This is a genomic window from Burkholderia sp. SJZ089, assembly GCF_007828315.1.
Lineage (GTDB): Bacteria > Pseudomonadota > Gammaproteobacteria > Burkholderiales > Burkholderiaceae > Burkholderia > Burkholderia gladioli.
In genome coordinates, this window is sequence record NZ_VIUM01000033.1 from 20,463 (window position 1) to 43,953 (window position 23,491).

A 23,491-nucleotide genomic window follows, 5' to 3' on the forward strand; every position below is an offset into this window, starting at 1 on the left:
CTTGCAATCCGTTTCGCCGGCCTCAACTACCGAACAATTGATTCCACTCATGGGGAAATGAAAATGTCAGGCACCCAACTTCTCCCGCCGGAACGCATTACGCTCCCGCTGCTGCCGCTGCGGGATGTCGTCGTTTTCCCGCATATGGTGATCCCGCTCTTCGTGGGTCGGCCGAAGTCGATCAAGGCCCTCGAGGCGGCGATGGAAGGCGGCAAGCACATCATGCTGGTCGCCCAGAAGACCGCCGCGAAGGACGAGCCGACCGAAAAGGACATGTACGAGGTCGGCTGTATCGCCAACATCCTGCAGATGCTGAAGCTGCCGGACGGCACCGTGAAGGTGCTCGTCGAAGGCCTGCAGCGCGCCCAGGCACTGTCGATCGAGGAACAGGAAACCCAGTTCTCGTGCGAAGTGCTGCCGCTGGAACCCGACCACGCCGACAGCGCCGAAACCGAGGCCCTGCGTCGCGCGATCGTGTCCCAGTTCGATCAGTACGTGAAGCTGAACAAGAAGATCCCGCCGGAGATCCTGACCTCGCTGTCGGGCATCGACGAGGCGGGCCGCCTGGCCGACACGATCGCGGCGCACCTGCCGCTCAAGCTCGACCAGAAGCAGCACATCCTGGAAATGTTCCCCGTCATCGAGCGTCTCGAGCACCTGCTCGCGCAGCTCGAGGCCGAGATCGACATCCTGCAGGTGGAAAAGCGCATCCGCGGTCGCGTCAAGCGCCAGATGGAGAAGAGCCAGCGCGAGTACTACCTCAACGAGCAGGTCAAGGCGATCCAGAAGGAACTGGGCGAGGGCGAGGAAGGCGCCGATCTCGAGGAACTCGAGAAGCGCATCAATGCCGCGCGCATGCCCAAGGAAGCCAAGAAGAAGGCCGATGCCGAGCTCAAGAAGCTCAAGCTGATGTCGCCGATGTCGGCCGAGGCCACCGTCGTGCGCAACTACATCGACACGCTGATCGGCCTGCCGTGGCGCAAGAAGAGCAAGGTCAACAACGACCTGTCGAACGCCGAGCAGGTGCTCGACGAGGACCACTTCGGCCTCGAGAAGGTCAAGGAACGGATCCTCGAGTATCTCGCGGTGCAACAGCGCGTCGACAAGGTCAAGGCGCCGATCCTGTGCCTGGTCGGGCCCCCGGGCGTCGGCAAGACCTCGCTCGGCCAGTCGATCGCCCGCGCCACGAACCGCAAGTTCGTGCGCATGGCGCTCGGCGGCGTGCGTGACGAGGCCGAGATCCGCGGCCACCGCCGGACCTACATCGGCTCGATGCCGGGCAAGATCCTGCAGAGCCTGACCAAGGTCGGCGTGCGCAATCCGCTGTTCCTGCTCGACGAAGTCGACAAGATGGGCATGGATTTCCGCGGCGATCCGTCGTCGGCGCTGCTCGAGGTGCTCGATCCGGAACAGAACCACACGTTCGCCGATCACTACGTCGAAGTCGATTTCGATCTGTCGGACGTGATGTTCGTGGCCACCTCGAACTCGCTGAACATTCCGCCGCCGCTGCTGGACCGGATGGAAGTGATCCGCCTGTCGGGCTACACGGAAGACGAGAAGGTCAGCATCGCGCAACGCTATCTGCTGCCGAAGCAGAAGAAGAACAACGGGCTGAAGGACGGCGAGATCGACGTCACGGAAGAAGCGATCCGCGACATCATCCGCTACTACACCCGTGAAGCGGGCGTTCGTTCGCTCGAGCGCGAAGTCTCGAAGATCTGCCGCAAGGTCGTGAAGATGCTGCTGTTGAAGAAGGCGGCGAGCCCGGTGAAGGTTGATGCCGGCAACCTCGACACCTTCCTCGGCGTGCGCAAGTACGACTTCGGCCTGGCCGCCAAGGAAAACCAGGTGGGTCAGGTCACGGGCCTGGCCTGGACGGAAGTCGGCGGCGACCTGCTGACGATCGAGGCGGCCGTGATGCCCGGCAAGGGCAACGTGATCCGCACCGGCTCGCTTGGCGACGTGATGAAGGAATCGGTCGAGGCCGCCCGCTCGGTGGTGCGTTCGCGTTCGCGCCGCCTGGGCGTGAAGGACGAGGCCTTCGAGAAGCAGGACATCCACATCCACGTGCCGGAAGGCGCGACGCCGAAGGACGGTCCGTCCGCCGGTATCGCGATGACCACGGCGCTGGTGTCGGTGCTGACCGGCATCCCGGTCCGCGCGGATGTCGCGATGACGGGTGAAATCACGCTGCGCGGCGAGGTGCTGCCGATCGGCGGGCTGAAGGAGAAACTGCTGGCGGCGCATCGCGGCGGCATCAAGCTCGTGCTGATCCCGGAAGAGAACGTGAAGGATCTCGCCGACATTCCGGACAACGTGAAGAACGCCATCGAGATCGTGCCGGTCCGCTGGATCGACAAGGTGCTCGAACTGGCGCTCGAGCGTACGCCGAGCGCGCTGCCCGAGGACGAAGCGAAGGCCGCGGCGCCGGTTGCCGAAGCCCCGAAAGATGCCTCGACGGAAGTCGTCAAGCACTGAGTGCATCCCACAGTGTGAGCTTCGAAGCATGAGGCTCCACGCAGGGAACCAACCCGCGGCCATCGCCGCGGGTTTTTTATTGGCGCTTCGTGGCGAAAGATGCATCAATGCCTTGCGCTGTCTCAGCTTCGGCGCTTGACAGGCCCGTTTCGGCTTCATTTAATGATCGACCCGGCATGTACCGGGCGACGGCCGACAACGGGGCGGCCGTCCTGACATGGGACCACTGACGAAAGGGGACGGCATGAACAAGACGGACTTGATCGACCACATCGCACGCGAGGCAGATTTATCCAAGGCATCGGCAGGACGCGCGCTCGACGCGCTGATCGCCGGTGTGGTGCAGGCGCTGGAAAGCGGCGGCAGCGTCACGCTGGCCGGCTTCGGCACCTTCGAGGTGGGCGAGCGGATCGCGCGCAATGGGCGCAACCCGCAGACCGGCGAAACGATCCGCATCGAGGCGGCGCGAGTCGCGAAATTCAGGGCTGGCAAAGCCCTGAAGGATGCGCTAAACTAGCGGGCTAGCTGCTTGACGATATCCACGCGCAGTATCCAGGGTGTCGGCAGGCAGGTGGCAAGCGCGAAACGGGTGCTTAGCTCAGTTGGTAGAGCGGCGCCCTTACAAGGCGTAGGTCGGGAGTTCGAGCCTCTCAGCACCCACCAGTTTCGTGATCTTGCCTGCGGTACCACACCAAGGAGCGGTAGTTCAGTTGGTTAGAATACCGGCCTGTCACGCCGGGGGTCGCGGGTTCGAGTCCCGTCCGCTCCGCCAGATTCAGTACGAAGCCCCGTGAGTTCACGCTCACGGGGCTTTTTGCTTTGGTGCGTCTCGACGAGATGTTCGTCCGAGCGGTACGATCCCGTCGCCGCCCGGGGCACCACCTTCAGGGCAGCAGTTTGTCGAGCAGCGGCGAGCTGAAGATCCGGCTCGGGTCGAGGCGATCGAGCGTGGCGCGCGCGGTATCCCAGTTGCTCGAGGCGGGCTGGCCGTCGCGATACAGGCCCGGGATGGTGGTGCCGATCATGGTGGCATCCTGCCAGGCCGCCGTATCGGTATAGCCCCAGCCCTTCGACCATTCGGGGCGCAGCGTCGCGTAGGAGCCGCTGTAGTTCGACAGCATCCATTGCTCGATCTCGCGATAGAAGCGATCCGCCGAAGGCGTGCCGGGCAGCGAGAGGATGTCGAACCACACCGCCACATCCCATTCGGCATGATCCGGGCGCGGCTTGAGCGCGGAGAGGGTCGGCGCGACCGTGCCGGTACCGATGTCGCCCGGCTGGTCGAGGCCGGTCACGCGGATCTCCACCGGGCCGTTCATCGGATACAGGCCCTGCGCCTGGTAGGCGCTCACGCGGTTCTGGTAGAACTGCACGAACTCGTTGATGGCGCGCTGCACGTCGGCGCGGCGTGTCAGCACCGCATAACCGTTGGCGGTCACCCGCAGCGTGGTCGGGCGGATGTACTGCTGCACGGTGCGCGACCAGCCCCAGATGTCGGCCGACAAGGTGAGCGCCAGGCCCGCGGTGGTGACGGCGAGCTGGGTCTGCCCGAACAGCGGCGTCAGGCTGCCGTCGCCGCCGCCGATGATGCCCTGGATCAGATCCGACAACTGCTTCGGAATCGAGTCGGAGAACGGATAGTTGTATGGCTGGGTGACCGCTCGCGAGAGTAGCGGCTTGTTCGGCGCGACGGTCCAGACCTTGAGCCATGGATTCGCGGTGAACGGGAACCAGATCGCTTCCATGCGGCCGGTCTGGTCGAGGAAGGACGCCACGGTGCGCCCGCTCGAACCGGCCGGCGCGAACAGCTCCGTCGCCGGGATGTTGGTATAGCTCTGGCATCGCAGGCGCTGGTTCGGCGCGGCGACCAGGGTTGCCTCGACGACGAAGGCGCGGCCGACGTGCGCGAGCAGGGCGCCGATATCGGGATCGTTGCGCTGGAAGGTTCGCAGCACGTATTGCTGCGAACCCGAGTCGAACACCACGGCCGTCAGCGAGACCACCAGGTTGCTCAGCGAGCCGTAGGTCTGGCCGGGCTGGCGTGTTTCGCCGGCGGCCGGCACGGCCGTGCCGTGCGCGTCGATCGCGAGGGCGCCGCCGAGCGTGATGTCGCCCGGTGCCGGCACGGCCACCAGGCCGAGCTGGCTGGTTTCGAGCGTGGCCAGCAGCGATTCGAGCGAGACGCCCGTTTGCGCCGTGACGCGCGCCGGGTTGCTCGAGGTGTCGACCGAGACGGCCGTCAGCGATTGCGTGGTGTCGAGCAGCACCAGGTTCGCGGTGCCGGCCGCCGGGTCGAGCGTGAGCGGCGACCAGTTGTGCATGTGGCCGCGCGGGCGAACCTTGTAGCCGTTCGCGCGGGCCCAGTTGACGACGTTCAGCACGTCGGCGGCCGAACGCGGCGCGGCGGTCCAGACATCCTGCAGGACGATCTCGCCGCTCCAGTTCTGAAAGGCCTGCTTGTAGAGCGGCAGGTCGGCGGGGAAATTCGGCGGCGTGGCGCCGGTGGTTTGCGCGTGCGCGGCAACCTGGTAGATCGGGGTCCAGCCGGCGACCACGCCGGCCGCCGCGAGTTTGGCCATGTCGGACAGGAACGCGCGACGCGGCGAGCGTTCGTCCAGGGATTTCTCGGACATTGTTTTCTCTCTTTGTTATCGATTCACCCGATTTGCAACGAGTAAAACAAAAGGAAAGCAAATCGGGCGGCCGATTATCGATTGGCAAACGGCAGTGGAATCAGGCGCGGCTTGGTCAGCCGACGACGGCCACGCCCCTCGCGCCAGGGCGCCGTGAAGCGGGCGTCGTCGTATTGTTACTGCAAATCGATCGACGACGAAACGGTAATTCCGAAGTTTTGATTTATTCGATGGCATGCAGGGTCGGCAGGTCGTGCTTTTCCGGGGCAAGCCGCCCGCTTTGTATTTTCAATCGATCGATATATTGCATTTCTCGTGAATGGCGACGCGGCATGTGTCGATGCACGAGCGCGTGTCACGCATGGTCGGAGCCGCTGCGCCGGCGTCGATCGGCAGGCTCGGCGCGCGGTCGCCCCCCGGTTTCGCCTTTTTTCCTTGCCACTGATGTAATATCAGTCGTTTTGTCCAGCCACTCCGGTTCCGCATGCTCGATTTCTTCCGCAATCACCAGCGCCTGATGATGTTCCTCCTGCTCCTGATCGTGCTTCCGGGGCTCGGGTTCGTCGGGGTACAGGGCTTCCGCGACTTCTTCGACGACAGCGCGAATGTGGCATCGGTCGACGGACACAAGATCACGCGCGCCGAATTCGACGGCGCCTACCGCCAGCAGATCGACCAGGCGCGCCAGGCCCTCGGCGCGAACTTCGACGCCAAGCAGTTCGACACGCCCGAGCGTCGCCAACAACTGCTCGACGGCATCATCGAGCAGCGCGCGCTGGCCGACGAGGTGCGCCGCCTGCACCTGACGGCTTCCGACAACGCGGTGCGCGAAGCGCTGATGTCGAATCCGATCATCGCCTCGCTGCGCAAGCCCGACGGCTCGATCGACGCCGAGCGCTACACGCAGCTGCTGGCGATGCAGGGCATGACGCCGGACCAGTACCAGGAATCGGTGCGCTACCAGCTCTCGCAGAGCCAGCTGCCCAACAACCTGATCAACAGCGCCTTCACGCCCAAGAGCATGGCCCAGCGCCTGACCGACCTGGCGCAGCAGCAGCGCGAGATCCAGGCGATGGTGCTGAAGCCGGCCGACTACGCCGCCAAGGTCCAGCCGACCGACGCCCAGCTCTCGGCCTACTACGACGCGCACAAGCAAGCGTTCGCCACGCCCGAGACGGCCAGCATCCAGTACCTGGTGTTCACGCCGGCCGCGGCTGCCGCCAACGCGCAGCCGTCCGACGCGGACCTCCACAAGTTCTACGAGGACAACACCGCGCGCTTCCGCACCGAGGCGCAGGTGCGCGTGAGCCACATCTTCATCGCCGCGGCGCGCAATGCCAGCGCCTCGGACAAGGCCGCCGCGAAGGCCAAGGCCGAGCAACTGCTGGCCGAGGTGACGGCCCATCCGGATCAGTTCGCGCAGATCGCCGAGAAGAATTCGCAGGATGCGCCCTCGGCGGCCAAGGGCGGCGACCTGGGCTACGTGACGCGCGGCTCGACCGCCGGCGGCCCGGCCTTCGACGATGCGGCCTTCTCGTTGAAGTCGGGCGAGGTCAGCAAGGTGGTCGAGTCGGACCTCGGCTACCACATCCTCAAGGCGACCGACGTGAAGCCGGCCGTGGTCAAGCCCTTCGACGAGGTCAAGGATTCGATCGCGACCGAGCTCAAGCAGCAGTTCGCGGCCAAGGCCTTCAGCGACAATTCGGAAGGTTTCTCGTCACTGGTCTACGAGAAGGCCAAGAGCCTGCAGCCTGCCGCCGACAAGTACAAGCTGACGATCCAGACCGCCACCGTCACGCCGCAGCCGAACCCGGCCCTGCCGCCTGACAGCCCGCTCAACAATCCGAAGTTCCTGGCCGCCGTGTTCGCGGCGGACTCGGTCAAGAACGGCAACAACACGCAGGCGATCGACGTCGGCAACAGCACGCTGATCGCCGCGCGCGTGACGGCCGACAAGCCGGCCGCGGTGCCCGCGCTGGACGCGATCAAGGACGTGGTGCGCCAGAAGTACATCGCCGACGAAAGCGCGAAGCTGGCCAAGCAGGACGGCGCGGCGAAGCTGGCGGCGCTGCAGAAGTCGAAGTCGACCGATGGTTTCCTGCCGGCCGAGAAGGTGTCGCGCACGCAGACGCTGGGCCTGTCGCCCGAGGCGATCGCTGCGATCTACAAGGCCGACGCGAAGTCGCTGCCGGCCTATGTCGGCGTCGATCTCGGCGCGAACGGCGGTTACGCGATCTTCCGCGTCAACGCGATCGTGCCGCCCGCGCCGGTGGGTCCGCAGCAACTGACCGCCGCCCAGCAGCAACTGGCCCAGGTCTATGCGCAAAGCGAGAGCGAGGCGTACATGAAGGCGCTGCGCGACCGCTCGAAGGTCAAGATTTACGGCTCGCTGGGCGACAGCAGCAGCCACAGCGACGACAACTGATCGCCGCCGCGCCGCCAGGCACCTGGCTACAGCGCAAAGCCCCGCTCGAAACCGAGCGGGGCTTTTTCTTTGGCGGCGAGGCGGGAGAGCTGCGGGGCAGGGTGACGCTCTTGCGCCTCCCGCGAGCCTCAGTGCGCGCCCGGACCCAGCAGCGGCTTCACCACCGGCCAGACGTTGTCGAGCAGCCTGGGCTGCGCGCCCTGGTTCGGGTGGTTCTGGTCGTCCTGGAACTGGTCGGGCTTGTCCTCGAGGCCGGCCAGCAGGAAGGGCACCAGCGGCAGGCGCAGCTCCTTCGCGAGGGTGCCGTACATGGCATGGAACTTCTGCGTGTAATCGAGGCCGTAGTTGGGCGGCACGTACATGCCGACCAGCACCACCTTCGCCTTGGCCTGCTGCGCCTGTGCCACGATCGCGCGCAGGTTCTGCTCGGTGGTGGCCAGCGGCACGCCGCGCAGCGCGTCGTTGGCGCCGAGCTCGACGATCAGGATCGAGGGCTTCAGGCGCGTGAGCACGGCGGGCAGGCGGGCCCGGCCGCCATTGGTGGTGTCGCCGCTGACGCTGGCATTCGCGACGCTATAATCGATTCGCTGATCCGCGATGCGCGCGCGCATCAGGGCGACCCAGCCCGTGTCGCGCGGCAGGCCGTATTCGGCGGACAGGCTGTCGCCGAGCACCACGATGTTGGGCTTGGCCGCGCTGGGTGAGGTAGCCGCGGGCGCGGCCGCTTGCGTGGCTGCCTGCGCGGCGGCACCGAGGCCGCCGAACCCGGCCGTGGCGACCACGGCGATCACGACGGCGCGCAGGCCGTCTTTCCAGGAATCACTCTGCTTCATGCTCAAGATGACGGAACCGATCATTGAAGTTCGACAAGTGGCGAAACGGGTGGCCGATGCGGCCGGCGAACTGACGATCCTCGACGGCATCGACCTGACGGTGGCGGCAGGCAGCAGCCTGGCGATCGTCGGCGCCTCGGGGTCGGGCAAGTCCACCTTGCTCGGCCTGCTTGCCGGCTTGGACAGCGCGACCGAGGGCACGGTTCGCCTGCTCGGCCGGGATCTGCAGGGGCTCGACGAGGACGCGCGCGCGGCGCTGCGCAGCGGCTCGGTCGGCTTCGTGTTCCAGTCCTTCCAGTTGATGCCGCATCTCACCGCGCTCGAGAACGTGATGCTGCCGCTCGAACTGCGCGGCGGCATCACGGCGCGCGAGGCGGCCGAACGCGCGCGTCGCCTGCTCGAGCGGGTCGGGCTCGGCGTGCGCACCGGTCACTACCCGAAGCTGCTGTCGGGCGGCGAGCAGCAGCGCGTCGCGCTGGCGCGCGCCTTCGTCACCGATCCCGCGATCCTGTTCGCCGACGAGCCGACCGGCAGCCTCGACGCCGCCACCGGCCATGCCGTGATCGACCTGATGTTCGAGCTGAACCGCGCGCAGGGCGCGACGCTGGTGCTGGTCACGCACGATCCGGCGCTCGCGCGCCGCTGCGGCACGGTGATCACGCTCGACGGCGGGCGCATCGTCGCCGATGCCACGGAGCCGAGCACGAACTGAGCTCGCGGCGCGACGCATGTCGTCCTGTCCACGAACAAACGGCCGGAAATCCCGGCCGTTTGCATTTACGTCGTCGCTCAGCGCTTCAGCGCCGCGCGGGCCCGCGCGATCAGCGCCGAGGTCGAGGAATCGTGCTTGGCGGGATCGACGTCGGCTGCCGTGAGATCGGCCTCCACCACCTTGCCGAGGATCTTGCCGAGCTCGACGCCCCATTGATCGAAGGGGTTGATGTTCCAGACCGAGGCCTGTACCAGCACCTTGTGCTCGTAGAGCGCGATCAGGGCGCCCAGCGTGCGCGCGGTGAGCGCATCGACCAGGATGGTACTGGTCGGGCGGTTGCCGGGGAAGGTCAGGTGCGGTGCCAGCTCGGGCTTGTCCGGGCCGGCGATCTTGCGCGCTTCCTCCAGCGTGCGGCCCAGCATCAGCGCCTCGCTCTGCGCGAAGCAGTTGGCCAGCAGCTTCGGATGATGGCTGGCGAGCGCATGCTCGGGCGTGAGCACCGCGATGAAGTCGATCGGCACGATGGTCGGGCCCTGGTGCAGCATCTGGAAGAAGGCGTGCTGGCCGTTGGTGCCCGGCTCGCCCCAGGTGACGGCCGAGGTCGGGTAGTCGACGAAGGCGCCGTCCAGGCGCGCCGACTTGCCGTTGCTCTCCATCTCGAGCTGCTGCAGGTACGAGGGCAGGAAGTGCAGCGCTTCCGAATACGGCGCCACCAGGTAGCTCTGCGAGCCGAAGAAGTTGCGATACCAGATGCCGATCAGGCCGAGCAGCACCGGCAGGTTCGCTTCCAGCGGCGCTTCGCGGAAATGGCGGTCCATCTCGTCGGCGCCGGCCAGCAGCTCGTCGAACTGCTCGGGCCCGATCGCGATCATGATCGACAGGCCGACCGCCGACCACAGCGAATAGCGCCCGCCCACCCAGTCCCACATCTCGAACACGTTGTGCGCGTCGATGCCGAACTTGACCACTTCCTCCGGGTTCGCCGACACGCCGACGAAGTGTTTCGCCAGCGCGTTCTCGGGGCAGCCGTGCGCGAGCAGCCAGTCGCGGGCCGAGCGCGCATTGGTCATGGTCTCGAGGGTGGTGAAGGTCTTCGAGACCACGATCACCAGCGTTGCCTCGGGATCGCAGTGCTCCAGCGCGCGGGAGAGATCGGCGCCGTCCACGTTCGAGACGAAGGCGCAGGACAGCTCGCGGGTGGCGAGATGGTCGAGCGCGTGCACCACCATCTTCGGGCCGAGGTCCGAGCCGCCGATGCCGATGTTGATCACGTGGCGGATGCGCTTGCCGGTGTAGCCGGTCCAGCGGCCGTCGCGGACCTGCTCGGCGAAGGCGGCCATCTTCTTGCGCTCGGCCAGCACCTGGGCGTGGAAGGGCGCATCGGGCGAACTCGCGCGCAGCGCGGTGTGCAGGGCGGCGCGCCCTTCGGTCGGGTTGACCACCTCGCCGGCGAACATCGCGTCGCGCCGTGCCTCGACGCCGGCCTCGCGCGCGAGCTGCACCAGCAGCTTCAGCGTCGCGTCGGTGATGCGGTTCTTCGAGAAGTCGATCGCGAGGCCGCCGCCCGCCACGGTGAAGCGTTCGGCGCGCGTCGGCGCGGGATCGTTGGCGGGGGCGAACCAGTCGCGCAACTGCGCGTCGCGGATCTCGTCGTAGTGCGATTGGAGGGCGGACCAGGCGGGGAGCGAATTCAGCGTCATATCGGTTCTGGCGAAACTGTCGTGACTTGGAAGGCGTGGGCGGCGGGATGCACCGCTTGCCGGCGGACTACCGGGGACTGCGAAAGCCGCGCGCGCTGCGCTCGGCATCGATCGTGAGCGGATCGAGCGCGCGCGGGGCCATCCAGTATAACGGCCTCACCGCGGCGACGGCGCGAGGCGAGAGTAAAAGTGACGGTTCAGCAGCCGGCGCACGGCCGGCGCCAGTTCACCGGCGGCCAGGCCCACCGGGCCGGCGCCGAGCGTGCTCAGGCAATCGGCCGCCAGGCCATGCAGGTAGACGCCCGCCAGCGCGGCTTCCCAGGCCGGCAGGCGCTGCGCCGCGAAGGCCGCGATCAGGCCGCCGAGCACGTCGCCGGTGCCGCCGGTGGCGAGCGCGGCATTGCCGGTCGGGTTGACGGCGACGCGCCCGGCCGGCTCGGCAATCACCGTGCCCGAACCCTTGAGCACCGCGATCGCGTGGAAGCGCGCGGCCAGCTCGCGCGCGGCGGCGAGGCGCTCGCCCTGGACCTCGGCGGTGCGCGTGCCGAGCAGCCGCGCCGCTTCGAGCGGATGCGGGGTCAGGATCGACACGGCGTGACGCACACCACGCTTGACCAGGGCCGAGTTCAAGTCGGCATGCGCGGCGACCAGGTTCAGCGCATCGGCATCGATGACCAAGGGCAGGTCGAGCGCGAGGACTTCGCGCAGCGTCTCGATCGCGCGCTCGCGCGTGCCCAGCCCGCAGCCGATGCCGATCGCGCTGAGCCCTTCCAGGTTCAGCGAGCGCGCCGGATGCAGCATCAGTTCGGGGAAGGGCGGGTCGTAGGGCGGGGCATCGTCGCCGAGGAAACCGACATGAACCTTGCCCGCGCCGGCATGCAGCGCGGCGCGCGCGGCCAGGATCGGCGCGCCGCACATGCCGGTGTCGCCGCCGACGATCGCCACGCTGCCGAAGCTGCCCTTGTGCGAGGCGGCGCCGCGCGCGGGCCAGCAAGGCGCGAACAGGGCCGGCGCGTTGAGCGTGGCGGACGGCCGGGCCGGCGCCGCGTCGAGCGTGTCGACCGCGATCTCGCCGGCGTGGTCGCGGCCGTCGCCGAAATACAGGCCCGGCTTGGCGGCGATGAAGCTCAGCGTGTGCGTGGCCGTGACGGCGGGGCCGTCGCCGACGCGCGCGCCGCTGTCGGCATCGATGCCGCTCGGCACGTCGAGCGCGAGCACGCGCCCCAGGCCACGCGAGCGCGCCGACAACGCCTCGGCGAGCGCCGCGAAGGGGCCCGCCACGGGCCGCGCCAGGCCGATCCCGAACAGGCCGTCGACGCACCAGCCATAGGCGTCGAGCGAGGCGGGCGGCTCGGGCGAGATCGGCACGCCGGCCTCGCGCGCGAGCGTCAGCGCCCAGCGCGCGTCCTCGGGTTTCGGCTCGACCGGCAAACAGACCTCGACCTGCACGCCGAGCCGCAGCAGCTCGACGGCCGTGACCAGCGCGTCGCCGCCGTTGTTGCCGGGGCCCGCCGCGAGCCAGATCGGGCGCGCCTCGCGTTCGCCGCGCTCGGCCAGCCAGCGCGCGGCGGCCGCGCCGGCACGCGCCATCAAGGTGTGCGGCGGCAACGCGGCGGCGGCCTCGGCTTCGGCGGCACGCAGGTCGGCGACGCTGGACAGCGCCAGGGGCAGGTGGGCGAGCGGGGCGTCGAACGGATCAACGGGCCGGGCGTTCGGCGAGGGCGGGGCGGCGGACAGCGAGGCGGACGGAGCGAGCGGCGTCATGTCGGAAAGGCCGCCGGGGCGGCCGGTCGAGACGCCGCGCGAGGGCGGCGTCAGGTGGCGAAGCGGTCCACGTGGAGCGCGGCGAGCGTGTCGGCCGGCACGTGATGCGGCGTGCCGCCGAGATAATCGCTTACCACTTTAGCAGAGCCGCAGGCGAGGCCCCAGCCGGCCGGACCATGGCCGAGATTGACGAACACGCGCGGGTGGCGCGTCGGCCCGACCACCGGCAGCCCGTCCGGCGACAGCAGCCGCGTGGCCTGCCAGGGCAGCGCGGCCGAGATTTTCGCGGCGCCCGGGATCCAGTCGTGGGTGGCCTGGCCGAGCAGGGCCAGCGCCTCGTCGTTGAGCGCCTCGGGCAGCGGCCTGGCGACGTCCTTCTCGCTCTGCAGGACCGGCGCGCCGCTGATCCGCACGCGTTGGTGCATGCGCGTCATGGTGATGCGCTTGATCGAATCGATCACGCTCAGATGCGGCGCATGTTCCTCGTAGGCGACCGGCGCGCTCAGCGCGTTGACGCGCACCGGGTGCAGCGGCAGCGTGATGCCGAGCCGGGCCAGCAGCGGCACGCTGCCGGTGCCGGCGGCGATCACCACCGCGTCGGCCGAGATCACGTCGACTTCCTTGCCGCGCGCGCCGAGCCGGTCGCCCGGCTCCGGCGCCAGCTCCACCGCCGCGCGGTTGGCCTCGACGCGGATCGCCGTGACGGCGCGGCCGAAGCAGAACTGCACGCCGTGTTCGTCGAGCGTCTGCTTGACCAGCTTGGAGAAGAGGGGACAGTTCGCGGTGCGCTCGAACTCGAGCAGCACGCCGCCCGCGAAGGGCGGGTCGGCCGGCACCGAGTGCTCGAGCGCGGCGCACTGTTCGGCGTCGAGGATCTGGTGCGGGACCTCGTAGGCGCGCAGCAGCTCCAGCGCGGGCTGGGCGGCGGCCCATTCCTGCGGCTCGCGGATCACGTGCAGCACGCCGGGGCGCTGCTCGAACTCGAGGCCGAAGCGGCGCTCGATATCGGCGATCGATTCGCGCGACAGGTCGACCAGCGGCTTGAGCTTCGCGTAATGCGCGGCGAAGGCATCGGGATGGCGAAGCTTCGCCAGCTCGCGCGTGAAACGGCGCAGCGGGCCGTTCAGGCCCGGTTTGTAGACCACGCCGCTCCTGAGCGCGCGGCGGTGGTGCATGAAGGTCGGACCGAACCAGACGTCGAGCGGGGTGGGCAGCACCAGGCCGCCATGGCCGTAGGTGGCGCCCTGGGCGACGGTGGCGTGGCGCTCGACCATGCAGACGCGGTGGCCGGCGGCGCGCAACTGGTAGGCGGTGGCGACGCCGCCGATCCCGCCGCCGATGACGATGACATCCATGTTGTGATTCGAAAACGGGCCGCGTCGCGACCCGGGTCTGGTCTTCCGTGCGGGCCGTGTGGAACCCGGTGAACCGCGAATGATAGCGCCAAACCGGGCGCTCGCGGCGGCGCCCGGCCGCCGTCGCGGGCGCGCCGGCCTCGGACGCGGCAGCCCGCCGTGGCCGGATCCGGCGTGGCGCGCTGGCCGCGGAAAGCCTTGCGGACGGCTTCGGCGGCATGACTTCCGGGTATAATTGCGGTCTTCCTTTCGCCCCAATGTCGCCGACTCGCGCGACTCATCGATGTCCGTCCAGCCCATGGCTCACTTCTCGTGTTTTCCCGGCGCCGCCGCCCTTTCCGATTTCCGCCAGACTCGCCTGCTCGACACGCTCAAGCAGATCGATGGCGATATCGTCGCAATCCGCGGCCAGTACCTGCACTTCGTCAACGCGTCCGAGCCGCTGTCGGCCGATGAGTCGGCCCGCATCGACGCGCTGATGCACTACGGCGCGCCGTTCGAGCCGGCCGCCGAGAAGGGCGCGACCGACACCTTCATCGTGCTGCCGCGCATCGGCACGGTGTCGCCGTGGGCCAGCAAGGCGACCGACATCGCTCTGCATTGCGGCCTCGCCTCGGTGCGCCGCATCGAGCGCGGCGTCGAGTTCACGGTCACGCTGAAGGCCGGCCTGCTCGGCATGGGCGGCAAGAAGGCGCTCTCGCCCGAGGTGCGCGCCGCGGTGGCCGCCGCGCTGCACGACCGCATGACGGAAAGCGTGGTGGCCGCACGCGAGGACGCGCACCACCTGTTCGACGAGCTGCCGGCCAAGCCGCTGGGCCGCGTCGACGTGCTGGGCCAGGGCCGCGCCGCGCTGGAGACGGCCAACCTCGAGCTGGGCCTCGCGCTGGCCGAGGACGAGATCGTCTACCTGGTCGACGCCTTCACGAAGCTGGAGCGCAACCCGACCGACGTCGAGCTGATGATGTTCGCGCAGGCCAACAGCGAGCACTGCCGCCACAAGATCTTCAACGCCGACTGGACCATCGACGGCGCGAAGCAGGACATGTCGCTGTTCGCGATGATCCGCAACACCGAGAAGATGAGCCCGCAGGGCACCATCGTCGCCTACTCGGACAATTCCTCGATCATGCGCGGCGCGCAGGCCGAGCGCTGGTTCCCGCGCGGCGCCGGCGCCGACGGCACGCCCGCCGAGCAATACGGCCGCCACAGCGAGCTGACGCACACGCTGATGAAGGTCGAGACGCATAACCACCCGACCGCGATCTCGCCGTTCGCCGGCGCCGCGACGGGCGCGGGCGGCGAGATCCGCGACGAAGGCGCGACCGGCCGCGGCGCCCGCCCGAAGGCCGGCCTGACCGGCTTCACGGTCTCGAACCTGGACCTTCCCGGCGCGCGCGAAGCCTGGGAAAACGCACGCGACGCCGCCCAGCCGGTGGCCGAGCGCAACCCGGCCGATGCCCACGCGCCCTATGGCCGCCCGGACCGCATCGCCTCGCCGCTGCAGATCATGATCGACGGCCCGCTCGGCGGCGCCGCCTTCAACAACGAATTCGGCCGTCCCAACCTGGGCGGCTACTTCCGCGTCTACGAGCAGAACGTCGGCGGCACCGTGCGCGGCTATCACAAGCCGATCATGATCGCCGGCGGCATCGGCAACGTCTCCGACGCGCACACCCACAAGCACGACCTGCCGGCCGGCACCCTGCTGATCCAGATCGGCGGCCCCGGCATGCGCATCGGCATGGGCGGCGGCGCGGCCAGCTCGATGGCCACCGGCGCCAACACGGCCGAGCTCGACTTCGATTCCGTGCAGCGCGGCAACCCGGAAATCGAGCGGCGCGCCCAGGAAGTGATCAACGGCTGCTGGCAGCTCGGCGAGGCCAACCCGATCCTGTCGATCCACGACGTGGGCGCGGGCGGCCTGTCGAACGCCTTCCCCGAGCTGGTGGACGGCGCCGACAAGGGCGCGCGCTTCGAGCTGCGCAAGATCCAGCTCGAGGAAAGCGGGCTGTCGCCGCGCGAGATCTGGTCGAACGAATCGCAGGAGCGTTACGTGCTGGCGATCGCGCCGGCCGACCTGGCGCGCTTCGAGGCGATCTGCACGCGCGAGCGCTGCCCGTTCGCCGTGATCGGCGTGGCCACCGAGGCGCGCGAGCTGAAGCTGGTCGACGATCTCGCCGAAGGCCAGGACGGCTTCCCGGTCGACATGCCGATGGACGTGCTGCTCGGCAAGCCGCCCAAGATGCATCGCGACGTCACGCGCGTGGCGGTCGAGCGTATCCCGGTCGACGTGACCGGCGTGTCGCTGGCCGATGCGGCCGTGAGCGTGCTGAAGCACCCGACTGTCGCCAGCAAGTCCTTCCTGATCACGATCGGCGACCGCTCGGTCGGCGGCACCTCGGTGCGCGACCAGATGGTCGGCCCCTGGCAGGTGCCGGTGGCCGACTGCGCCGTCACCGCGCTCGACTACGCCGGTTTCGCCGGCGAGGCGATGACCATGGCCGAGCGCACGCCGCTGGCCGTGATCGACGCACCCGCCTCGGGCCGCATGGCGGTGGGCGAGGCGATCACCAACATCGCCGCCGCGCCGATCGCCTCGCTCGACAAGCTCAAGCTGTCGGCCAACTGGATGGCTTCGTGCGGCACCGCCGGCGAAGACGCCGCGCTCTACGACACGGTCAAGGCGATCGGCATGGAGCTGTGCCCGGCGCTGGGTATCGGCATCCCGGTCGGCAAGGATTCGCTGTCGATGAAGACCAAGTGGAACGACGGCGGCGTGGCCAAGGAAGTGGTCTCGCCGGTGTCGCTGATCATCTCCGCGTTCGCGCCGGTCGAGGACGTGCGCCGCCACCTCACGCCGCAGCTGCGCCGCGTGGCTGACGTCGGCGACAGCGTGCTGATCTCGATCGACCTGGGCCGCGGCAAGAACCGCATGGGCGGCAGCATCCTCGCCCAGGTCACGCAGCAGGTGGGCGACTCGGTGCCCGACGTCGATGACGCGGAAGATCTCAAGCGCTTCTTCACGGCGATCCAGGCGCTGAACGCGCAGGGCAAGCTGCTGGCCTACCACGATCGCTCGGACGGCGGCCTGTGGGCGACCGTCTGCGAAATGGCCTTCGCGGGCCACGCCGGCGTGTCGATCAACGTCGACATGCTGACGCTGGACCCGAACCACGAATCCGATTACGGCGACGCCAAGGACTGGGCCAAGCAGACCAGCGGCCGCCGCGAGGACCGCACGATCCGCGCGCTGTTCAGCGAGGAGCTCGGCGCGGTGGTGCAGGTGCGCGCCGCGGATCGCGACGCCGTGCTGGCCGCGCTGCGCGAACATGGCCTGTCGACCTGCTCGCACGTGATCGGCACGGTCAACGAGCGCGACAGCATCGAGGTGTTCCGCGACGCGAAGAAGATCTACGACGCGCCGCGCTCTGAACTGCAGCGCGCCTGGACCGACGTGAGCTGGCGCATCGCGCGCCTGCGCGACAACCCGGCCTGCGCCGATGCCGAATACGACGCGCTGCTCGACGCGGCCGATCCGGGCATGCAGCCGGTGCTGACGTTCGACGCCGCCGAGGACGTGGCCGCGCCGTTCATCGCTACCGGCGCCCGTCCGCGCGTCGCGATCCTGCGCGAGCAGGGCGTGAACTCGCACCTCGAAACGGCCTATGCCTTCGATCGCGCCGGCTTCGACGCGCACGACGTGCACATGAGCGACCTGCTGGCCGGCCGCGCCAACCTGGCCGACTTCGCCGGCGCGGTGGCCTGCGGCGGCTTTTCTTACGGCGACGTGCTCGGCGCCGGCGAGGGCTGGGCCAAGACGATCCGCTTCAACGATGGCCTGGCCGAGATGTTCTCGACCTTCTTCGCGCGCCCCGACACCTTCGCGCTCGGCATCTGCAACGGCTGCCAGATGCTGTCGAGCCTGGCGTCGATGATCCCCGGCGCCGAAGCCTGGCCGAAGTTCACGCGCAACAAGTCCGAGCAGTTCGAGGCGCGTTTCTCGTTTGTCGAGGTGCAGTCCTCGCCGTCGATCTTCTTCGCCGGCATGGAAGGCTCGCGCATCCCGGTGGCGGTGGCGCACGGCGAAGGTTTCGCCGATTTCTCGCAGCAGGGCGATGCCGACCGCGTGGCCGTGGCGATGCGCTTCGTCGACCATCGCGGCCAGGCCACCGAGCGTTATCCGTTCAACCCGAACGGCTCGCCGCAGGGCATTACCTCGGTCACCACGGCCGATGGCCGCTTCACCGTGCTGATGCCGCACATGGAGCGCGTGCATCGCACCGTGCAGATGAGCTGGGCGCCCGAAGGCTGGGGCGAGGCCAGCCCCTGGATGCGCGTGTTCCGCAACGCGCGTCGCTGGCTCGGTTGAGATCGATGAGATTCGAGGTTTGATACGCGGCGCGGCGCGGGGCAACTGCCTCGCGCCGCGCCGCGTTGTTTGATTGCCGTTGTCGAGTTCGTTTTCAGGCTTGATTCGACGCGCCGACGATCGCGTCGAGATGGCCCCGGCCGGCGCCGCGCCGCCGGGCCTCGAGCCGCCGGGCCGCGCGCGCAACCCTGCGCGCGGTACGGCATAATCGTCAGGTTTGCATCGGCGGGCGCTCAAGAGGCGCCTGTTGTGGTGCGCGCAGGCGTGTCTCGACGGGCCCAAAGGCGTGTGTCGACGAGGCCGCCGCTTTCCCCGGTCACTTTCTGTTTCGCTACCACAACAATGCCCGCATACCGTTCCAAAACTTCCACGGCCGGCCGCAACATGGCAGGCGCGCGTTCGCTCTGGCGCGCCACCGGCATGAAGGATGAAGATTTCTCCAAGCCGATCATCGCGGTCGTCAACTCGTTCACGCAGTTCGTGCCCGGCCATGTCCACCTGAAGGACCTCGGCCAACTGGTCGCGCGCGAGATCGAGGCGGCCGGCGGCGTCGCCAAGGAATTCAACACCATCGCCGTCGACGACGGCATCGCGATGGGCCACGACGGCATGCTCTATTCGCTGCCGAGCCGCGACATCATTGCCGACTCGGTCGAGTACATGGTGAACGCGCACTGCGCTGACGCGATGGTCTGCATCTCGAACTGCGACAAGATCACCCCCGGGATGCTGATGGCCGCGATGCGCCTGAACATCCCCGTGATCTTCGTGTCGGGTGGCCCGATGGAAGCCGGCAAGGCCAAGCTGGCCGTGCCGGGCACCAACACCATCCAGATCAAGAAGCTGGACCTGATCGACGCGATGGTGATGGCCGCCGACAGCAAGGTCAGCGATGCCGAGGTGGCGGAAGTCGAGCGTTCGGCCTGCCCGACCTGCGGTTCCTGCTCGGGCATGTTCACGGCGAACTCGATGAACTGCCTGACCGAGGCGCTGGGCCTGTCGCTGCCGGGCAACGGCACGGTGGTGGCCACCCACGCGGACCGCGAGCAACTGTTCAAGCGCGCGGGCAGCCGTATCGTCGAACTGGCGCGCCAGTATTACGAGCAGGAAGACGTGACGGTGCTGCCGCGCTCGGTCGGCTTCAAGGCGTTCGAGAACGCCATGACGCTCGATATCGCGATGGGCGGTTCGACCAACACGATTCTTCACCTGCTGGCGATCGCGCAGGAAGCCGAGATCGATTTCTCGATGCGCGATATCGATCGGCTCTCGCGCGTGGTGCCGCAGCTGTGCAAGGTGGCGCCGAACACGAACAAGTATCACATCGAGGATGTGCATCGCGCCGGCGGGATCATGGCGATCCTGGGCGAGCTCGAGCGGGCAGGGAAGCTGCATACGGATGTGCCGACCGTGCATGCGAAGACGCTCGGCGATGCGTTGAAGCAGTGGGATATCACGCTGACCGACGATGCGGCCGTGAAGAAGTTCTACATGGCGGGCCCGGGCGGGATTCCGACGCAGGTGGCGTTCAGCCAGGATGCGCGTTGGCCGAGCCTGGACCTGGATCGTGCCGAGGGGTGTATTCGCTCGTATGAGCATGCGTTCAGCAAGGAAGGTGGGCTGGCGGTGCTGACGGGCAATATCGCCAAGGACGGCTGCGTGGTGAAGACGGCCGGTGTTGATGACTCGATTCTCGTGTTCGAAGGTCCGGCGCATGTGGTCGAATCGCAGGACGAGGCGGTCGAGAATATCCTGGCCGACAAGGTCAAGGCCGGCGATGTGGTGATCGTTCGCTACGAAGGGCCGAAAGGCGGGCCGGGGATGCAGGAAATGCTCTACCCGACCAGCTATATCAAGTCGAAGGGCTTGGGCAAGGCCTGCGCGCTGCTGACCGATGGGCGGTTCTCGGGCGGCACGTCCGGGCTGTCGATCGGGCATTGCTCGCCGGAAGCGGCGGCGGGTGGGGCGATCGGCCTGGTGCGCGATGGCGATCGGATTCGGATCGATATCCCGAATCGGACCATCGATGTGCTGGTGAGCGATGAGGAACTGGCCAAGCGTCGCGTCGAGCAGGATGCGAAGGGCTGGAAGCCGGCGCTGCCGCGGCCGCGCAAGGTATCGGCGGCGTTGAAGGCTTATGCGAAGCTGGTGATGTCGGCGGATAAGGGCGCGGTGAGGGATTTGTCGTTGTTGGATGATTGAGGTTTGTTGGCGGATGGGTTGTCCGGTTTTGGGATCGGGGGATCTGTTCGGTAGGTTGTGAAAAAATGCCGCCCTGTGGGCGGCATTTTTTCTGTGGTGGTGGGGTGGACGGTTGTTCTGGATGTCATGAGTCGTCGTCTGTTGCCTCATTCGGTTTTCAGCAAGGCAAAGATATTCTGTGACAGTCTGAATTCGCAGCCAATTACGGTCACTCGCTGGTTGGCTCATTAGGTCGTCCGAATATCGCTTTTGCAGTCGATCGCAGACGAATTTTGAAACAATTCACGCGGGGCACCTGAGCGAATTTTTTGTCGAATGCTAGCGTTGACGTATCGAAGGCATCCATAGGTCGATCAATTACTCTAACTTGGCATTTGTCGGGGCGCCACTCATAATCGCTTTTCTTTCCATCGAGCAGTCAGTGTAATGCCTCATAATGTCTCAGCGTAGAAATGGTTTTTCGGTCTTACAGCCGATGCAGCGCAATGATCAAGGTGATTGCCGCCGGGTTAAGATTGGCACGCACGGTGGCACCGTGTTCAAGATCACAATTTCTTCCAGAACTCGCGGATTTCGTCACTATTTTCATCCGGGTTAAGCAAGGACGCGACAGGTTTGCTGAAGGAAAGACGAACCTTGGGTCTGCCGGCCGTTGAAAGCGGTTCCAAAGAAGCGACTCCGGATCCTATAAGTGCGCTGACGAAAGAGCGCCATTGATCTGCCTCGTAATGGTTGATCCAAGATAGACGTTGATCATCTGCGCTCAGATCTTCACGAGATAGGATAACCGCGGTGTCAGGCCGACGCGCCAGCCGGTCTAGAAAGTACAAGGCTGCCTCACGGGCCTCATGGTCACCTTCGTGATGCTCTCGCTGAACGAGCTGTAACGATTCCAGTATCTCGCGAACCTGTTTTCGACTGTCGCCATACTGGTCACCTAGATGGACAGAATGAACATCCGCTGAATTTATTCCCTTCAGTGAGCGCTTGGCCTGATCTGCGGATTCCGTCCTCAAAAATGCAATATCTGCTTCTGAAACATTGATGCACCCGGCGCATCCTTCGCGGATGACAATGTCGCCAATGACGCTTCTGTTCAGATCCAAATTGCGCCAGCCATCCCTCGCTAGATCTAACCGTTCCAGTTGCAGGCCGGACGCAATCGCTGTTGGAGGAATGCCATTCCGGTGCACTAACATTGCCTCCCAAAGAGCTCCTAAATTCGCGGAAAGTACGTAAGCCTCTTCCTCCTTCGCCAGTTTAAATGAGACGTCCTTCGAGAGAATTTCTACCGCCTCGGGGTTCTTTTCAACCAGCCATTCGAAGACCGATGCGTTGACAGTACTCGTGCTGAGCAGCCGAAGGAGGGATCCGACATTTAGTACGTGAGAAATCCGTTGTTGGATTGCGAGAGAAAGGAAGCAGTCGAACAGAACCTCATGTGAGAATCCGAACTGATTTTGTCCGCCCGAATCAGGGCTCACTCCCAAACCACACAGAGATGACAGTCTTCGGGTAAGGCCAGGTCGGGCGAACTCCAAATTGGCTGTGTTGACAACCACCTCCGCGCAGGCAACGAGGTCAGCCTGTTCTATCTCCCTATTTTTTGAGCCCTGCATCAGTTCAGCAACTTCAGTGAACAGCACGCGCAATTCATCCGCATTTAGCAACGGACCCGTATTGGGATCGGTAAGCTTTTGCGCCTCACGCTCCAAGTACTGCTCGACTACAATCTCGTAGATTGAAAGCACCGTCCGGCCAGTCCCATGCGCCCGAGCAAGCCACGCGGCGAAAGCTTTGGCGAAGAACGGGACGCTTAGGATGCTCCAGTCGCGATTTTTGATGCCGGTAATAATGGTGGATGAGACGCCCATCTCTCTTAGGTATGCTTCAGATGCGCTCCTTGACCATGGCTGAAGCTCCACCAGTGTATGGTCGACATTGAGATTGACCGCCTGTGCTAGCGATCTCCGATACTGGGTCAGATAGTAAGACGATCTAGCGGATGCCACTAGCACACCGCGACCACCGAGTTCCCGGAACCATGGCTCAAGTGAACCTAGCGCATTCTCGTATCCACTGCTTCCTAACAGTTCATCGAATCCGTCGACTAGGAGGACAAGAAGCCCATTTCGGCAAAGCGCCTTCGCGCTCTGGCTGGACAGGATCTTCGTGATGTTCAAGGCGCTATTAACAGCGTCCTCAAGGCTAGAAAGCGTTCTTCCGGTGGATGAAACAAACAGGTACAGCGGAAGCTCCAGCGCCGGGTTCGACTCGATTTCCTTTGCGCGCTCGCTCGCAAGCGACACCATCAATTCAGTCTTTCCAAGTCCCGCTTGGCCAATCAGGAAATAAACCGACGTTGATGGTTTCATCCGCTGACAGGAGTCGTCGATTCGTGATTTCAGGTCAAAGTTTTCATCGCTGTAATCCGTAGGGGATAGCGCATCTTTTTTCCTCTTGAGCTTTGAGGGCCCTCGCGTCGCTATCTTTTTTGTGAGTCCGAGTCGCGATGACTCTTCAGCGGCGCGCTCCTGCGAAAAATTGTCAAGACCGATCGCTACTCGTCTGGCCAGAATTTCCCAGTTGGATATATTTTTTAGAAAATCGGAATAGGGAAGCCAAATGTCTTCGGGGTTTCTCCACTCCTTCCTATTGTTGGGGCCCACTCGGAACGCATCGATCCGAGACTGATTGCCCTCGCTCGTTGAACGTGTCCACGGAACAAAGAGGTTGCCAGAATCGTCTTCATCGCCGAAAAAGTAGCTTGGCCTTGAATAGTCCTCAGTGTAGGCGGCAACATCGGCAATGACATCTTTTACCAGCTTGCCAAGTTCGATTTGGCCAGCCGATGAATCGCCAATATAAGTCTTGAAAAACCTCGTAATCGACTCACTGGTTCGATCGCACCAGATATCACCACTAGCAGGCCGTTGAAATACCCATCGACTGGACTCGGACGTTTCCCGCAGATGGCATGAATTCGCTCAACGGCTTCGCGATGCGTTTCATCGAGC

At 66.1% G+C, this 23,491-nt stretch carries 13 protein-coding genes and 2 tRNA genes; 8 read left to right on the top strand and 7 right to left on the bottom strand.

Annotated elements, in window-relative coordinates:
* Positions 1 to 63: 63 nt before the first annotated feature.
* The 4 genes from lon to FB600_RS35455 all read left to right on the top strand — a co-directional run bounded on the left by lon (position 64) and on the right by FB600_RS35455 (position 3,253).
* Complete coding sequence (lon, locus tag FB600_RS35440; RefSeq protein ID WP_013698346.1) at positions 64 to 2,481, top strand: endopeptidase La; 2,418 nt, start codon at positions 64 to 66, stop codon at positions 2,479 to 2,481.
* Between the two features lie 244 nt (positions 2,482 to 2,725).
* Positions 2,726 to 2,998, top strand: coding sequence for an HU family DNA-binding protein (locus tag FB600_RS35445; RefSeq protein ID WP_013698345.1), 273 nt, complete (start codon positions 2,726 to 2,728; stop codon positions 2,996 to 2,998).
* Positions 2,999 to 3,068: 70 nt separating this feature from the next.
* A tRNA-Val gene (locus FB600_RS35450) sits at positions 3,069 to 3,144 on the top strand.
* Between the two features lie 32 nt (positions 3,145 to 3,176).
* A tRNA-Asp gene (locus tag FB600_RS35455) sits at positions 3,177 to 3,253 on the top strand.
* A 112-nt stretch (positions 3,254 to 3,365) separates the two neighbouring features.
* On the opposite strand, the gene FB600_RS35460 is transcribed toward FB600_RS35455, so the two are convergent.
* Entirely contained in the window at positions 3,366 to 5,114 is a 1,749-nt protein-coding gene (locus FB600_RS35460; RefSeq protein WP_145758194.1) for a cholesterol oxidase substrate-binding domain-containing protein, read from the bottom strand.
* A 484-nt stretch (positions 5,115 to 5,598) separates the two neighbouring features.
* Between FB600_RS35460 and FB600_RS35465 the strand changes: the two genes are divergently transcribed.
* Positions 5,599 to 7,539: a SurA N-terminal domain-containing protein gene (locus tag FB600_RS35465; RefSeq protein WP_145758193.1), complete on the top strand. Its 1,941-nt coding sequence runs from the start codon at positions 5,599 to 5,601 to the stop codon at positions 7,537 to 7,539.
* A 128-nt stretch (positions 7,540 to 7,667) separates the two neighbouring features.
* Here FB600_RS35465 and FB600_RS35470 read toward each other — a convergent pair whose 3' ends face one another.
* The gene (locus tag FB600_RS35470) at positions 7,668 to 8,372 is read right to left on the bottom strand and encodes an arylesterase (protein ID WP_080959666.1); all 705 of its coding nucleotides are present in this window, start codon (positions 8,370 to 8,372) and stop codon (positions 7,668 to 7,670) included.
* Between FB600_RS35470 and FB600_RS35475 the strand changes: the two genes are divergently transcribed.
* A complete protein-coding gene (locus FB600_RS35475; protein ID WP_096748695.1) occupies positions 8,371 to 9,084 on the top strand; it encodes an ABC transporter ATP-binding protein in 714 nt (237 codons plus the stop codon). The two genes, FB600_RS35470 and FB600_RS35475, sit on opposite strands and share 2 nt — an antisense overlap.
* Before the next feature lie 77 nt (positions 9,085 to 9,161).
* Here the strand turns inward: FB600_RS35475 and pgi are convergent, their stop codons facing one another.
* The 3 genes from pgi to FB600_RS35490 all read right to left on the bottom strand — a co-directional run bounded on the left by pgi (position 9,162) and on the right by FB600_RS35490 (position 13,903).
* A complete protein-coding gene (gene pgi, locus FB600_RS35480) occupies positions 9,162 to 10,784 on the bottom strand; it encodes a glucose-6-phosphate isomerase (protein ID WP_105821313.1) in 1,623 nt (540 codons plus the stop codon).
* A 156-nt stretch (positions 10,785 to 10,940) separates the two neighbouring features.
* Positions 10,941 to 12,548, bottom strand: coding sequence for an NAD(P)H-hydrate dehydratase (locus FB600_RS35485; protein WP_145758192.1), 1,608 nt, complete (start codon positions 12,546 to 12,548; stop codon positions 10,941 to 10,943).
* Positions 12,549 to 12,598: 50 nt separating this feature from the next.
* Positions 12,599 to 13,903, bottom strand: a complete 1,305-nt coding sequence (locus tag FB600_RS35490; protein WP_046579727.1) for an FAD-dependent oxidoreductase — start codon at positions 13,901 to 13,903, stop codon at positions 12,599 to 12,601.
* Between the two features lie 298 nt (positions 13,904 to 14,201).
* On the opposite strand from FB600_RS35490, the gene purL reads away from it, so the two are divergent.
* Positions 14,202 to 18,272 carry a phosphoribosylformylglycinamidine synthase gene (purL, locus tag FB600_RS35495; RefSeq protein ID WP_036041122.1) on the top strand — a complete coding sequence of 1,357 codons (4,071 nt, stop codon included), beginning with the start codon at positions 14,202 to 14,204 and terminating at the stop codon, positions 18,270 to 18,272.
* A 342-nt stretch (positions 18,273 to 18,614) separates the two neighbouring features.
* Positions 18,615 to 20,474: a dihydroxy-acid dehydratase gene (gene ilvD / locus FB600_RS35500; RefSeq protein WP_017918824.1), complete on the top strand. Its 1,860-nt coding sequence runs from the start codon at positions 18,615 to 18,617 to the stop codon at positions 20,472 to 20,474.
* A gap of 545 nt (positions 20,475 to 21,019) precedes the next feature.
* Here the strand turns inward: ilvD and FB600_RS35505 are convergent.
* Positions 21,020 to 23,143, bottom strand: a complete 2,124-nt coding sequence (locus tag FB600_RS35505; protein WP_145758191.1) for an NACHT domain-containing protein — start codon at positions 23,141 to 23,143, stop codon at positions 21,020 to 21,022.
* 149 nt (positions 23,144 to 23,292) lie between these two features.
* Positions 23,293 to 23,491, bottom strand: a 199-nt coding sequence (locus FB600_RS37555; RefSeq protein WP_222432930.1) for a hypothetical protein, incomplete at its 5' end; no start/stop codon positions are given.

Coding starts and splice junctions, on each gene's coding strand:
- FB600_RS35490 (WP_046579727.1), bottom strand. CDS start 13,903: ATGGATGTCATCGTCATCGGCGGCGGGATCGGCGGCGTCGCCACCGCC.
- ilvD (WP_017918824.1), top strand. CDS start 18,615: ATGCCCGCATACCGTTCCAAAACTTCCACGGCCGGCCGCAACATGGCA.
- pgi (WP_105821313.1), bottom strand. CDS start 10,784: ATGACGCTGAATTCGCTCCCCGCCTGGTCCGCCCTCCAATCGCACTAC.
- FB600_RS35465 (WP_145758193.1), top strand. CDS start 5,599: ATGCTCGATTTCTTCCGCAATCACCAGCGCCTGATGATGTTCCTCCTG.
- FB600_RS35470 (WP_080959666.1), bottom strand. CDS start 8,372: ATGAAGCAGAGTGATTCCTGGAAAGACGGCCTGCGCGCCGTCGTGATC.
- FB600_RS35445 (WP_013698345.1), top strand. CDS start 2,726: ATGAACAAGACGGACTTGATCGACCACATCGCACGCGAGGCAGATTTA.
- FB600_RS35475 (WP_096748695.1), top strand. CDS start 8,371: ATGCTCAAGATGACGGAACCGATCATTGAAGTTCGACAAGTGGCGAAA.
- purL (WP_036041122.1), top strand. CDS start 14,202: ATGGCTCACTTCTCGTGTTTTCCCGGCGCCGCCGCCCTTTCCGATTTC.
- FB600_RS35460 (WP_145758194.1), bottom strand. CDS start 5,114: ATGTCCGAGAAATCCCTGGACGAACGCTCGCCGCGTCGCGCGTTCCTG.
- FB600_RS35485 (WP_145758192.1), bottom strand. CDS start 12,548: ATGACGCCGCTCGCTCCGTCCGCCTCGCTGTCCGCCGCCCCGCCCTCG.
- lon (WP_013698346.1), top strand. CDS start 64: ATGTCAGGCACCCAACTTCTCCCGCCGGAACGCATTACGCTCCCGCTG.